Origin of the sequence: Runella defluvii, assembly GCF_014195535.1 — a bacterium.
Classification (GTDB): Bacteria; Bacteroidota; Bacteroidia; order Cytophagales; family Spirosomataceae; genus Runella; species Runella defluvii.
Genome location: NZ_JACIBY010000003.1, coordinates 199006 through 213694 on the forward strand (window position 1 = coordinate 199006; position 14689 = coordinate 213694).

Below are 14689 nucleotides of genomic sequence, written 5' to 3' on the forward strand. Positions count from 1 at the left end.
ACCTAAAGGGCGTTTTTCTATATAAACTGTTTGTCAATTTGTTCTTTGTCAAGTATCTAATCGTTACGTTTGTTGTAAATTGGTCGTAAGATTTCTTTGTCAGCCGAAACTAGTCAATTTCCTTATACTCACCGCCAGGCTGGCCGCCCGCCCGAGTTCCGTTCAAGACTGGCCGTCCCCCATCGCCTTCATGGTTTGACCTTCGGCTACCACGAATTCTTAGTTATTAAGCGATGTATTTTTTGTTCATTATTTCTTTAAGTTCGTTAATTGTCGGCTCATTTCCATTAATTTTTCTGTGTAACATAGCGTGACAGTTAGGACATACAGGAGCTAAATCTTCCTTATAATTAACTTTATATTCTTTTCCAATTTGATGAATTGGTGTTAAATGGTGTACGTGAATAAAGCCTTCCCCGATTTCTCCATAGACATCAAAGAAATTCATTCCGCAAACAAAGCAATTTAGTCCATTAAACTCAATACATTTATCTCTCGCAATTGAACTTCGTTCGTATTTATTTACGGTTATAACCTTCTTTATTCCTTCGTATATTATTTTATCACCTATTGTATCTGGAAAATAGTCAGTCTGATTATTGTCCGTGAAATGTATTTTTAGGTATTCAGATAGTTCTTTTCTTATTTTTACGGGTCCTTGTGGAGCGGCAGAAAGTCCATTTTCCTTAAGGTTTTCCAAGTTTAGTTTTCTATTCGAAACTTGTTCAATTAACCTTAGTCTAATAAAATTTCCTTGAAGAGATTTCTCGTATTCGTCAAGATTTTTCCAGTATTCTTTATCATCTCTTATTTCTGAATGTTTAAGATTAATTTTCTCAACCAAGCATTTGTAGCGAATAGATGAAATTGGCCTTGTAGCATAAATATAAACTATATCATTTACTTCATACTTTGTATTTCCTTGTCGCCAATCTATAAATTCAAAATGTTCAAATGAAGAACTGTGGTCGTACATTTTAGCATTTGCCGAAATAATCCATTCTGTCATAGTTTTCGTGGAGTTTGGTTAAAATATCGCCTAATTCTTAAATAACTGTTGTGTATGATTCTGCAATATAGAGAAGTTCTCACTAATTTTCAAGTAATCGTTATAATGTGTTGAAAATAAGCTACTTGTATGTTTTTGATTTTGAAGTTTTTAAAAATGGATACAAAAAAACAATTTGATAGCGCGAGCGTCCCTGCTCGTGCTCACTATTCAAAGGCATCCAGCCTATTAGATTAGATAATGTCGAAAAGGCTAGAAGCCTAAAAATAAATAGCACGAGTGTGACACTCGCACTATCGGAGGCTAACTGAGGTTGTTGTAGATTTCTCCTGTCGTTGAAATGACAAAAAAGCCTAAAGCGTGAGCGTTTTGCTCGGGCTTTAGGCTAACTATTAACTCTGCGTTAACACCTACTTACCATTTTTCAAGTCCTAGCAGTTTTTTGCCAAGGTCGTTCAATTCGGCTACATCGTACTTGGTTTGTTCCCAGTGACGGGGGTCGCCTGGGAAGGCATACCCTTCGGGCGAAATGCGATTTTTCCATGAATTGACGCGCCAATTGCGTAGGGCCTCGTTTTCTTCCTCGGCGGGCATCATGGAGATGTATTGCGCTATCCGAACTTTATTTCCTGATAAATTGGGGCGGATGCCGTGGGGCTGCGTGCTGTTGAAAATCAATAAATCGCCCGCTTCCATTTTTACTTTGACGATGTGCTCTTCTAAGCCTGTGGTGTCGGGTTGGAAACGATTACGGTCGGCGGGTTGTGTCAATTTCCACGTATCGTAGGTGCGATACAGCTCAGGAATGCACTGAAAGCCTCCCATGTTTTCGTCGGTTTGGTCGGCCAAAGCCAGTACACCTTGTACGTTTTGAGGCTTTGTTTCGGGGTCATAGTCCCAGTGAATAAAGCCTTTGTATTCAAAACCTGGACGAATGGGAAAGTTTAAGTTGGCACGGTCAATGGTCACCCACAGTTTCTCTGTTCCCCAAATGTCAACAAAAGCATCATAGACCCGTTGCATTTGGCGATTGTCCCAAAGGTGTTGGTTGTTATATACTTCCACCATTCCCGTTCCCGTCAATTCCTTCATTTTCATTTCTGCACGAGGGGGGGCGTACCATGTTTCGGGGTCGTTAGGATTTTTTTCCTCAAACTCCCACAAAAACTCGGCGGTTTTGAGTGCTTGCTCGCGGGGAACGGCGTTTTTGATGACAATGTAGCCGTTGTGCATCCAAAACTGCCAATCTTCTTCGCTCAACACCTGCAAAGGTTCTCCATTGGAACGGTCGTTGAGGGTCAAATGACTACTTGTCGCAGTTGATGGGTTGCCAGGAATGTCCTCGTGGTTGGTATTGGCCATTTTAACTGGGGCCATGGTTGGGGTCATTGTATGTGCTTCCATGATATGTACTATTTTGAATGAAAATAATTATACAAAGGTAGCGCAATGAAGCAGCTAAAATCTTCGCCAATAGTTGCATAAATTTGAATTGTATTGATATAAATAGTAATTTTAAGCAATATAAAAGTTAAAAACAGACAAACTGCTTCGTATGAAAGTTGTTTTTGAGGCTTTCGTTCCCGATTCAAATAGCTCATTTCGGTTACTTCTAAACCCGCGCCTTAGTGATGTGTTTTATTGGCACTTTCATCCTGAGTTGGAACTGGTGTATATTGAAGCAGAAAGTGGAATGCGGCACGTTGGAGAACACATTTCGCGTTTTATTGGCAGCGATTTGGTGCTGATTGGGTCAAATATCCCGCACCTTAACTTCGATTATGGTATCAAATCTGACTACGAAAAAGTCGTTTTACACATTAAAAGTGATTTTTTGGGGGCTGCTTTCGAGACTACACCCGAATTGTCGAGCATTGCCCATCTTTTTCAAAAAGCACAGCATGGTTTGGCGTTTGGCGCTGATACCAAGCAACTGATTGGAGAACAAATGCGACACTTGACGGGGTTGCCACCTTTTGAGCAGTTTCTGGAAATATTGAAAATACTGCAAAGACTGGCCAATGCCTCGGATATTACTTTGTTACACGACCAACCCGTTGAAAATCAATATACTAAAAAAGATCAAGAGCGTCTAAAACGACTTTACGGATTTATCGACGAGCATTTTCACCATAAAATAGAGATGGAAGAGGTGGCGAGTTTATGCCACCTGAGTATTCCTGCGTTTTGTCGGTATTTTAAAAAAATGACCCGTTTGACCTTTACCGAATTTTTAAACCATTACCGCGTCAATCAAGCCCAAAAACTGCTTTTGATGGACAAAAACGTGACGGAAACCTGTTTTGAATGTGGTTTTGATAGCTTGTCTTATTTTAACCGAACCTTTAAAAAAGTGACAGGCGAGAACCCCTTGTCGTTTAAGAAAAGGTATTTGAGCAAGTAGATTTAAGGACAAATTTACCCATGTATCTTGATTTTTGGGTGCGAAACATTGCAGGCGACTAGGAAAATGTAAACACATAGTCCATATAGAATTTTCACATAGCACACAAAAGACTAGCTATGTTTACATATGTGTTTATTCTACTATTTTCTATGTGTTTTAAAAGAATGTTACCATATCCTAGATTTGTTCGTACACCCGATGTTTCTATTTTTTGAAAACTAAGGATTGAGCTGGACGAATGCGGCTGATAATGAGGGTTGGAATGAGTAAAATTAACGTAATGACGCTCAAAATTCCGATATTGAGAAACAAGTAAGAGGGCCAATCAAAAACGATTGGAACGGTGCTCATGAAATAATTGACGGGATCGAGCGGGATGATTTGGAACTTACTTTGAAGCCAACAAAGCCCCAAACCGACGACATTTCCAATAATTAAGCCTTTCAGGGTCAATTGCAGCCCTACGTAAAAGAAAATGCGACGGATTTGGCTGTCGGGACTGCCGAGGGTTTTGAGTAGCCCCAGCATGGGAGTGCGTTCCATCATCATTACCAACAATACGGAAGCGATGTTGAAACAAGTCACAAAAAATACCAAAGCTAGCAAGACCATGGTATTTTGGTCGAGCAATTGCAGCCATTCAAACAGCGGGCGGTATTTGTCGGTGACCCGTTCGAGGCGCATGTAGCTAGGCAATTGGGCGTAAAGTTCCTTGGCGGTAGGCTCAAGTTGGGCGAAGTCTTTGACAAAATATTCGTACGAACCTACCGAGTCTGGGCCCCAGCCATTGAGGCGTTGAACCAGCCCAATATCACCCAAAACCAGTTGATTATCAAATTCTTCGAGGTTTGTTTCATACACGCCGACTATCTTCAGTTTGCGAACGCGGGGTGGATTTTGTACAAAGTACATCAAGACCTCATCATTGAGTTTTAAATTGAGTTTTTGAGAAATGATGCGACTGACGATGATTTCGTTGGCATAGGCGGTGTCAGAATACTGAATCACCCGACCTTCCACCAAATTTTCAGCGAGTAATTTCCAATCGTAATCGCGCCCCACGCCCTTGATAACCGCACCTTGGAGTTCGTCGGGCGTTTTTAGGATGCCAGCTTTGTGCGCCACCGCCTGCCGATGTCGAATCCCTTTGATTTGTTGCCATTGGTCGTAAGGCTTGGTATGAAGGGGGAGGGGTGCACTTTCAAAAGATTGATTGAGCGAAAGTTTGTTTACTTGAAGGTGCGAGCCAAAAAGGAAGACTTTTTGGTAAATAGTATCTTTAAAGCCAAATAAGACCGATAATGCAACAATTCCGACTGCTACACCCAAGGCAATGGTAACGATTCCGACGCGAGACACCGTCGCAGAAAAAGTGGTTTGCTGAGGCTCTCTAATACGACGAGCTACGAAAAAGGGGAAATTCACAAGTGGTGTTTGTTTGAATGTTTGATAGTTTGTAAGTTTGAAAAGTTCCTACAATACTAACGTTTTCTGATTAAACCTTAACTACCCATGAGTTTAACGTTTTTGTGTATTACGTGTTATTTTAAAGGCGGTGATTTTTTGCGGGCCTGTAAAGAGGCTGGCAACACAGTTTATTTGTTGACCGCCAGACGAACGGAAGGGAAAGAATGGCCTTACGAGTCGATTGATGAGTTTTTTTACCTAGAGGATGACTCGAATACACTGTCAAACTTTGAAAACATCATCAAAGGAATGGCGTACCTCATGCGCACGCGAAAAATAGACCGCGTGGTAGCTTTGGATGATTTTGATGTGGAAAAAGCAGCCATCTTGCGCGAACATTTCCGAATCCCAGGCATGGGGCAAACCACCGCCCGTTTTTTTAGGGACAAATTGGCGATGCGCGTACAAGCCCGTGATGCTGGAATTAAAGTGCCCGCTTTTACTGGATTGTTCAACGACGTGGAGATTACGGAGTACCTGCGCGCTACCCAAGCGCCGTGGGTAATCAAGCCACGTGCCGAAGCCTCGGCGGCAGGCATCAAAAAAGTCCATAGTTTTGACGAAGCTTGGAATACCATTCACAGCCTCGGGGAAGAACGGCACATGTTTCTGATTGAGCAATTTAAGCCTGGCGATGTCTATCACGTAGATGCGCTGACGTTGGATAAAAAAGTGATTTTTGAACGAAGTAGCCAATACCTCAATACCCCATTTGAAGTAGCACACGGGGGTGGTATTTTTCGTTCGGTAACGGTGGAGTTTGGTACCAAAGATGCCAAAGCGCTCAAAAAAGTAAATGAACAAGTGCTGAAAGCATTCCAGATGAACTACAGTGCTTCACACACGGAGGTGATTAAATGTTACGAAGATGGGGAGTTTTATTTCCTTGAAACGGCCTCGCGGGTAGGTGGAGCGCACTTGGCCGAAATGGTCGATTATTCGTCGGGGATTAATTTGTGGAAAGAATGGGCGCACATCGAACATGCCAAGGCAATCAATGCAGACTATGTGTTGCCTGAAGTTCAGAATTTATACTCGGGCATCATTATCTCTTTGGCGCGCCAACAATGGCCCGACATGTCGCCGTTTAATGACCCCGAAATTGTGTGGCAAATGAAAGAAGAATACCATGTCGGACTGATTGTGCAATCGCCAAGTCGGAGCCGTGTCATGGAATTGATGGATAAATATGCCGAGATGATTCGCCACGATTATCACGCCTCGGCACCCGCCCAAGATAAACCAACGCATTAATAATGAGCATTTTTGACCAAGTTATTGACAGAAAAAATACCAATAGTTACAAGTGGGACAAATACGCTGACCCAAATGTGATTCCTGTTTGGGTAGCAGACATGGATTTTCAAGCCGCCCCGCCGATTTTGGAGGCGCTACAAAAAGTGACCGAGCACGGCATTTTTGGGTATTCGAAATGCCCCGATGAACTTTATGACGTCGTTATTGAACGTTTGAAAAACCGCCATGGCTGGGATGTAAAAAAAGATTGGATTGTGTGGTTGCCAGGCTTGGTGCCAGGTATCGGCTTGTCTATCCGAACGGTCACAACCGAAGCGGACGCAGTGATGACTGCGACACCCGTTTATCATCCTTTTATGTTGGAAACCCATGCGGCGGGTCGCACGTTACAAAAAGTACCTTTACAACTAAAAAACAACCGTTGGGTCATTGATTTCGAGGCGTTAGAAGCATCGGTTACACCCCAAACAAAATTGTTTTTACTCTGCAATCCCCATAATCCCGCAGGAACGGTTTTTACCAAAGAAGAACAAGAAAAATTGCTAGAAATTTGTCTTAAAAACGACATTGTCATTTGTTCGGACGAAATTCACTGTGATTTATTACTCGACAAAACCAAAAACCACCTGTCGATTGCTACCCTTAGCCCCGAGGCAGCACAGCATACAATTACGCTGTTAGCGCCGAGCAAGACGTTCAATATTGCAGGTTTGGGTTGTTCAATGGCTATCATTCCGAATGATGAACTTCGGGCTAAATTTATCAAAACCAAAGCGGGCCTTATGCCTATGCTTTCGGCCTATGCCTACGAAGCGGCCTTGGCAGCTTACCGCGACGGCGCTGCTTGGCACGAAGAACTGTTGGACTATCTTCGCCAAAATCACCAGTTTTTACTGAACGAAATCAACCAGTTGAAGGGCATGAAAATGGTGCCGTTGGAAGCAACCTATTTGGCATGGATTGATACGCGGGAGTCGGGTATCGTTGATTTTGCCCAAAAATTGGAAGCCGTCGGCATTGGTGTATCAGACGGGGTACAATTTGACGGCGCAGGGTTCATTCGTCTCAATTTTGCCTGTCCACGAGCCACGTTAGAAGAAGTAGTTCGGAGAATAAAAACTGTTTTTTAATGTCGAGTGTAGACGGGGGCGCCCGTGCGATGTAGAATGTCGAATTTAATACCCTTATTCGACACTCTACATTCTGCACTCGACATTATACATTCGATACTAACTGTTATTCTTTCCAAGCTGGAGGTTCGGTTTTATACAAATGGCGGACAAAAAAGTCTCGGCGTTTGCGCTCACCGTATTCGCCGCCTGTGGAGTGTCCCATGTTGGGAACCATCAGAAAATCAAAATCTTTGTTGGCTTTGATGAGGGCATTGACGAGCTGCATCGTCGATGCTGGGTCAACGTTGTCATCGACTTCTCCCAAAATAAGCATCAGTTTTCCTTGTAGTTTATTGGCATTCACCACGTTAGAGCATTCTTCGTAGTGTGGGCCAATGGGGTAGCCCATCCATTGTTCGTTCCACCAAATTTTGTCCATACGGTTGTCGTGGCAGCCACAAGAAGAAACGGCTACTTTGTAAAAATCGGGATAAAACAACAACCCTCCCGTTGAACTTTGTCCTCCCGCCGACGTTCCATAAATCCCCACCCGACTTACGTCCATCGAAGGGTATTTGCGTGCGGCTTCCTGCATCCACAAAATTCGGTCGGGGAAGCCCGCATCTTTGAGGTTTTTCCAGCATACATCGTGAAAAGCTTTGGAACGATTGGAGGTACCCATGCCATCTAGTTGAACCACAATAAACCCAAGTTCGGCCAATTCAAACATGCTTCGGTTGTAGGTCATAAACGTTTTGGGTGTAAACGAGCTGTGCGGCCCCGCGTAGATGTTTTCGATAATGGGGTATTTTTTGTTGGGATCAAAATTGGTCGGGCGGATAATGATTCCCCAAATGTCCGTTTTTCCGTCACGCCCTTTGGCGGTAAACACCTCAGGTGTTTTCCAACCTGCATTCAACCATTCCGAAATATCCGCTTTCTCCAGTTCCATCACCACCGAACCGTCGGCTGCCGAGCGAAGTACGGTAACAGGAGGCATATCTACCCGCGAATAAGTGTCAACAAACAGTTGATTGTCAGATGAAAATACGCCCGTGTGGTTGGCGTTTTCGGAAGTTAGCGGCGTCAGTCCTGTACCGTCAAAATTGATTCGGTAGTAATGCGTGAAATACGGGTCTTGTTTTGGATTCATTCCGCTGGCGGCAAAAGTAATGGTGCGTTTTTCTTCGTTGACATTCACCACGTTACGCACTACCCATTCACCTTTGGTTAGCTGTTTTTTTACTTTACCCGTCACACCATCGTACAAATAAAGGTGGTTCCAGCCGTCACGTTCAGAAGCCCAAATGATTTCTTTGCCGTCGGCCACATCGTAGCGATACTTTTTCCCGCTGTAATCAATGAAGGTGGGACTTTGCTCGTCGATGAGCGCACGAATTGCCCCATTGGCAGCATTGACTTCCAACACCCGATACACTTGGTGCCCCCGTTGGTTGTATTCAAAACTAAAAGCGCGACTGTCTTTGCGCCAATCAATCCTCGAAATGTTGTACTGATGATTAAACAGCGCTTCGTCGATGGGAATGTGTTTTTTTTCTTCAACCAAAAAAAGATGTGGGCGACGAATCGGCAACGCATCGCCAGGTTTGAGGTACTCGCGGCTTTCGAGTTTGGGTTGTAGCTGGTCTTCGGGCGACGAACGCACAAAATAGATAAGATGCTTTTGGTTGGGGCGTATTTTGTTGGCTACCAGTTTTTTAGAATCGGGCGACCACTGGACATAGCCTGAATAGTATTCGCCTTCGGAGCCATCGAAGGTAAGTTGTGATTCTGTTTTAGTTTTCTCCGAACGAACGTACAAGTTATGATTTTTGATGTACGACGTCCACAAACTATCGGGAGAGAAAACGGGTTTTTCGGGTTGGTCGCTGGTAGCGGCTGCCCAATACCGTTGTGGGTCGTTACGAATGGGTTCTTTTTTGCGTAACGATTTGGTAGTGAGCCCGTACGTCCACACAAATCCTTCTGCGCTAAACTCAATTTCTTGGTCGTCTTTGACGTAAGCAATGGAATTGAAAGGTAAGCTGAAAGGTTTGGCTTCGGTTTTTGATAACGTGGCCAACTGTTGAGCCAATTGCTCATGGTCAAAGGCCGACTGGCGCGTTTTGGTTTGCGGGTTTACCGAAATAAACTCTTTACCGCGAGGGGTTTGAATGGCGTACCAAACGATTTTGCCTGATTTTGACCAAAATACCTGAGCGGGGGCGTTATAGACTTTGTCTTTTAGCTTGTTTTTAAGCAACTCCGAGCGTTGGTAGTCTTCTGCCGTTCCTTGACTGAAGGCTGAAATAGGGGACAACAGCCCAGTTAAAAGGGGAAGCATAACCAAGCCTTGGTAAACGCGCCTAATTAAAGTTTGCATGGTTGGAGTGGGTTTAAGTTTTTACAAACCTAGCTATCTTTTCCCTTTTTTGTGGTGTCCTAATTGGCACAGAGTAGTACTATTTTAGCTACTTGGCATGAAATTACCTATCAAAATGATGGGAATAAGCGCCCTTTTTGAAGATTAGGCATATTTTTAATGCCAAAATACCTGAATGGGTGGCATGATGCCCTACTTTGTCTAATCATTTTCCCGAAACGTCGCTTCCTATTGAAATCGTGGCTTTTATTTGCTAATTTTCAAAAAGATAAAACGACCATTACATAATTTTTGAAGAATATCTCTCTTAACCTCATAAGCTTAAAATCTCTTACTGACTTACCATGACATCTACTACGACTCTTTCATTACCAGTACCACCAGGCACCAAGCAAATCCGCTGGAGGCAAGTTTTGGTGGTGGTCACCCATATATTTTTCTGGGCTTGCTTCATCTTTTTGCCCTTTTTGTTGATACAATCGCAGCAGCAAGCCAACGCCTTAGCGAGTTCTCAACTTAAATTATCACAAGAAGAAAAAGACCGAATTTGGCAGACAATTTTTTATTTTAGTCAGTTCTTCTCCGTATTGTTATTTTACACCAACTCCGAAATTTTACTACCAAGGTTATTCAAAAAGCGAGGGCTTGGGGTGTATATTTTGGTGATTGTGCTTGCCCTGATTTTAGTCCTTACGATTACGTATTTTTTTCGGTACTGGATGTGGGGAATGCCTCCCCAGACTTGGTTTAGCTACACTACTTTCTATTCGTTGATTTCGGCGTTTGGCATTAGTACGTGTTTTCGATTATTGGGCGATTATCAACGCGAACATCGCTTGCAAAACGAACAAGAGAAGGTGCGGCTACAGTCGGAATTGTCGTTTTTGCGTTCTCAGATTAGCCCACATTTTATGTTTAATTTGATGAATAGCTTGGCAGCATTGGCCCGAAAAAAATCAGATTTGCTAGAGCCAATGATTGTCAAAATGTCGGATTTGCTGCGCTACATGTTGTACGATTCAGACGATTCAAAAATCCCTTTGGACAAAGAAATAAATTATTTGAAAAGTTATGTGGAGCTGCAACAATTGCGTTTTGGAAATAAAGTGAAGGTGGACATGGTTTTTGATACGTCCTACAATAACTTAGCGCTTGAGCCTATGCTGCTGATTCCGTTCGTAGAAAATGCGTTTAAACACGGTACGGGGCTTATTCGTGAACCTTTTATTCAGATTATGTTGGTATCGGGTGACAATAAAATACGGTTCAAAGTACAAAATCGCTACAATTCCGACTTTGTGGAAGCCAAGGACAATAGTTCGGGAATTGGACTAGCCAACGTAAAACGCCGCCTCGAATTACTCTATCCTGAAACCCATACATTACAAATTTCAAAAGATAAGGCTATGTTTGTGACAGATTTAGAAATAGTTTTGAAGTAAAAACAAACAATGAACATGCCTAAGCTACGTTGCATAGCGGTTGATGACGAACCCCTAGCCCTCGAACTTTTAGAAGACAACATTCGCCAAGTGCCTTTTTTGGAGCTAGTAGCAAGTTGTCATAATGCGTTTGAGGCCATGGATATTTTGCACGAACAAGGAGCCGACTTGATTTTTTTGGATATTCAAATGCCTGGCATTACGGGCGTTCAGTTTTTGAAATCTATTCAGGGGCAAAACACAACCCCGATGGTGATTTTTATAACGGCTTATGAACAGTATGCGTTAGAAGGATTTGAGTTGGACGTTGTAGATTATTTGTTGAAACCAGTGGCCTTTGAGCGGTTTTTGAAATCGGTCAACAAAGCCTACGATTTGTTTAAACTGCACCAACAAACACCTACTGAGCAAACCACGACGCATTTTTTTGTAAATGCCAACTACGCCTTGGTAAAAATCCGCTACGACGAAATTTTGTACATCGAAGGGTTGAAAGACTACGTGAAGATTTACCTTTCCTCCGCACGCCATCCAGTGATTACCAGAATGACCCTCAAAGGAATCGAACAAAAACTTCCTTCCCATGAGTTTATGCGGATACACAAGTCATACATTGTGTCTCTTGACAAAATCCAATCGGTACGTAACCTAAAAATCCACATCGGCGAAGCCGTCATTCCAGTGGGAGAGCAATATGTTGAGGAGTTTATGAAAGCAATTGGCGAATAAAACAATGCTTGCATGCGCAACGAAAGGCTTTCCTTTTTAGGTTTAACCTGTTGGTATACAGTTTTTATAAATAAATGAACCCCGAAAAAGAGCCAAAATTGGCCATTTTCGGGGTTTTTGTGTATTTGGTTTTTGCGACAAAACTGAAATACAAATGCAAGATACACCCTTCGACCATAATTCTGCAAACTCCTCTAAATTGTACATTTTTATGAATTGTACTGATTTAGGGGCTATTTGTCAAACTATTGATTGGTATCTTTAGATGAACATACAGAGCGGGTAACCCAATGGTTTTTTGAACTTTGTTCTCAGATAAAGAGATGATTTTTTGTTTCAAAAGCCCGTTCTTTTCTAGGTGAACAGGGATCGTTTTAAGTAAAAAATAGACTCCTTCTTGTTTCGATGAGGTAGTACCTCAAAGAGCAAGAAGGAGTTTTTTATTGGGTACTAACTAAAGTTGTTGAAGTGATATGCGACTTTTGCTGCAAAACTATCGGTTTGTTACTGCCCCTATGGTCAATACTTGCGTACCTGTACCGCCAACTCTACCACGCAAAATGATGGTGTAAAAACGCCCTTTGATGGGAGAAAGGGTAAACGTGGCAGGAGCAAGATTGGTGGTGGTACCATTCACCCGAACTTGAACGGGCAAAGCGGCTCCACCCGTTGGAACAGGCGTGATGGCCACAAAATCAGAGGCTTTTTTGTAACCAATGTTGGTCATGGCTGGCGCATAAGTGCCATTGTAACCTACGTCGTAGCCCGTCGTTGCATTAACAATGGTATTGACAACCCGAAAATAGGCTTTCGAGGTATCCGCTGGCGTAAGTTTGTCTTCTACGACCAATGGCTCAAGCGTGGCAGTAGCTGCAGAACCCACCGCAAAAACCGAGTAATATTTGTTGGCTTCTAGCGGAACAGTCCCTGTCAGAAGTGATACTTGTTGGCTAGTTCCACTGGCAGGAACTACTACCTCAACTTTGGCACTGCCCGCATCAATCGTTGCATAGTCAACAGCTGGGTAAATATTCCCGTAGGTAATAACGCCTGGTGAGGCAGGGGCGACGGTAAGCACCCCTGAAAACTGACGGTCGTTTACCAAAATACTCACACCTGGGCCGTCCGAAACCATGTGGTGGAATTTTACGCGTGCTCCAGTGGCAGGGGTAACAATCGTTAATTGGTCACTTGATTCACCTATACACGCAAAAAGTCCAGCGGAAAGCGCACCTGCGAGCAAAATGCTTTTTGTTATGGATTGAAATTTCTTCATTGTTTGTTTCTTTTGGATTCGTAATTGGTTGAAAAACCTACGATTAAGGTTGCATAAACCAAATTTCTTTGGTGTGATAATCCGCGTTTAATGCGCCAATTTTGTCCAATGCTGCGCGGTTCCAAACGTATTCGGAGTTGTAGCGTGGACGCAAACGATACGCCAATTTGCCACCGTTGTCTGGGAATAAAGTAGAGCCTGTTGGCGCTGTAAATCCTTTGAAAATATCAGGACTGTACTTGTAACGACGCATATCAACCCAGCTTTCCATGTGGCCATGCACAAACATTGAAATGTATTTTTGGGTCATAATGTCGCTGAGTGTCAATGCTGCGGATGTTTGAGCAACGGCACTACTTTTGAGGTAGGCTGCACGCTCTGTAGTAAAAGCTGCACGCCCCGCTGCGTCGGTTGAGGACATTAGTGAAAACACCCAGTCCAAGTGAGCATTGATGCCTTTGTTGTAAGCATCGAAGGCCATGGCTTTATCGCCTTTGATAAAAGCTGCTTCGGCTTTCACAAACTGCATTTCCCAGTAAGTAATAAGCGGGTGGGCGGTGCCATTATCGAAAATAGATTTTCCAGTGGCAGGTGTGGTGGCGGTAGGCTGTGATTGCCCCCAGAAGTTGGCCACCCGATTGGTACGTCCCGCTACGTTGTTGGCATCACCAAGGTTCACGTTTACCCCTCTATATACTTTGTCGTCGCTTGCGGTAAGCATAGCCGCCATGCGTGGATCAATGGCATTCGGAAATAACGTACCATTGAATAAGCTAACCAAATAGCTACTTTGGCGAAACGAGTTCATGTTGTTACGAAGAGGTCCCCAGAAGTTAGCATCGGCGGTATTGGTTCCTGCCTGTGGGATGTAAAAATTATCCGCATTGCTACTAAATGAAGCATCAACAAACTTAATTACGGCATCAGGATTATAGGTTTTTTTGTTGCTGATGTGGTTGGCATTACGCGCCAAAATCGCATTTACAAACTTAATCCATTTGGTACGGTCTCCTTTATAAACCAAGTCGCCACGGCTAAGGGAAGCAACAGATACACCACCGTCGGTACGAGAAAGGTCAGCAATGGCTTCCGTTCCAAGTCGAACTACCTCTTTGTAAACGTCTTCTTGCGAATCGTACTCAAATACGTAACGGTTTGGCTCCCAAGCTTGCTTCAAAATCATCTCGCCGTTGGCGTCGGTGGTACTTTGCCAGCCCCAAGTACGGAGGGCTTTGGCCACACCCACGTAATCCCATTGTTGTTTGGCTACTGCATCTTCGATGACCAAATCCACGTTTTTACCAATTGACCAATAGTGTGAACGCCACATTTCGCCGCCGTTATCGCTTCCTGCGACGTAGCCATGGCGATCCCAGGCATTTCCTGCGGCAGTTGCTAGCCAATACTGGCAATATTGTCCCGTAAAACGGCCGTCGAAAGCTTCGGCACGGGCCATTTGCCCCAGCATGGGAGGCAGCAACGCAAAACCTTGGGATACTTGAGGAAAACTAGGGTCAAAATTTACATCTAAGTATTTTTCACAACTTGTCAGTCCCACCCCTAGCAGGGTAACAAGCGATATAAGTTTTATCTTTTTCATTTTAAAG

Annotated in this window: 11 protein-coding genes; 5 read left to right on the plus strand and 6 right to left on the minus strand. The window is 43.5% G+C overall.

What is annotated here, in order from left to right; genetic code table 11:
* Window positions 1–226: 226 nt before the first annotated feature.
* Together FHS57_RS08445 and FHS57_RS08450 are read right to left on the minus strand one after the other, a co-directional pair.
* Window positions 227–1009, minus strand: a complete 783-nt coding sequence (locus FHS57_RS08445) for an HNH endonuclease (protein WP_183972493.1) — start codon at window positions 1007–1009, stop codon at window positions 227–229.
* Between the two features lie 414 nt (window positions 1010–1423).
* Window positions 1424–2413, minus strand: coding sequence for a phytanoyl-CoA dioxygenase family protein (locus tag FHS57_RS08450; RefSeq protein WP_183972496.1), 990 nt, complete (start codon window positions 2411–2413; stop codon window positions 1424–1426).
* Window positions 2414–2564: 151 nt separating this feature from the next.
* On the opposite strand from FHS57_RS08450, the gene FHS57_RS08455 reads away from it, so the two are divergent.
* The gene (locus FHS57_RS08455; protein ID WP_183972498.1) at window positions 2565–3413 is read left to right on the plus strand and encodes a helix-turn-helix domain-containing protein; all 849 of its coding nucleotides are present in this window, start codon (window positions 2565–2567) and stop codon (window positions 3411–3413) included.
* A gap of 207 nt (window positions 3414–3620) precedes the next feature.
* On the opposite strand, the gene FHS57_RS08460 is transcribed toward FHS57_RS08455, so the two are convergent.
* The gene (locus tag FHS57_RS08460; RefSeq protein WP_183972500.1) at window positions 3621–4841 is read right to left on the minus strand and encodes an ABC transporter permease; all 1221 of its coding nucleotides are present in this window, start codon (window positions 4839–4841) and stop codon (window positions 3621–3623) included.
* An 87-nt stretch (window positions 4842–4928) separates the two neighbouring features.
* Here FHS57_RS08460 and FHS57_RS08465 point away from each other — a divergent pair, with 87 nt between their 5' ends.
* On the plus strand, window positions 4929–6137 hold the full coding sequence (locus FHS57_RS08465) for an ATP-grasp domain-containing protein (protein WP_183972502.1): 1209 nt from the start codon (window positions 4929–4931) through the stop codon (window positions 6135–6137).
* 2 nt (window positions 6138–6139) lie between these two features.
* Window positions 6140–7270, plus strand: a complete 1131-nt coding sequence (locus FHS57_RS08470) for a MalY/PatB family protein (RefSeq protein ID WP_183972504.1) — start codon at window positions 6140–6142, stop codon at window positions 7268–7270.
* Between the two features lie 106 nt (window positions 7271–7376).
* Here FHS57_RS08470 and FHS57_RS08475 read toward each other — a convergent pair whose 3' ends face one another.
* Entirely contained in the window at window positions 7377–9635 is a 2259-nt protein-coding gene (locus FHS57_RS08475) for a S9 family peptidase (protein WP_183972506.1), read from the minus strand.
* A gap of 344 nt (window positions 9636–9979) precedes the next feature.
* Here FHS57_RS08475 and FHS57_RS08480 point away from each other — a divergent pair, with 344 nt between their 5' ends.
* Both FHS57_RS08480 and FHS57_RS08485 read left to right on the plus strand, forming a co-directional pair.
* Window positions 9980–11077 carry a sensor histidine kinase gene (locus tag FHS57_RS08480; protein WP_183972508.1) on the plus strand — a complete coding sequence of 366 codons (1098 nt, stop codon included), beginning with the start codon at window positions 9980–9982 and terminating at the stop codon, window positions 11075–11077.
* A gap of 15 nt (window positions 11078–11092) precedes the next feature.
* The gene (locus FHS57_RS08485) at window positions 11093–11806 is read left to right on the plus strand and encodes a LytR/AlgR family response regulator transcription factor (protein WP_183972510.1); all 714 of its coding nucleotides are present in this window, start codon (window positions 11093–11095) and stop codon (window positions 11804–11806) included.
* 493 nt (window positions 11807–12299) lie between these two features.
* On the opposite strand, the gene FHS57_RS08490 is transcribed toward FHS57_RS08485, so the two are convergent.
* Window positions 12300–13082, minus strand: a complete 783-nt coding sequence (locus FHS57_RS08490) for a DUF4397 domain-containing protein (protein WP_183972512.1) — start codon at window positions 13080–13082, stop codon at window positions 12300–12302.
* 43 nt (window positions 13083–13125) lie between these two features.
* Window positions 13126–14682, minus strand: coding sequence for a SusD/RagB family nutrient-binding outer membrane lipoprotein (locus FHS57_RS08495; protein WP_183972514.1), 1557 nt, complete (start codon window positions 14680–14682; stop codon window positions 13126–13128).
* Window positions 14683–14689: the final 7 nt, after the last annotated feature.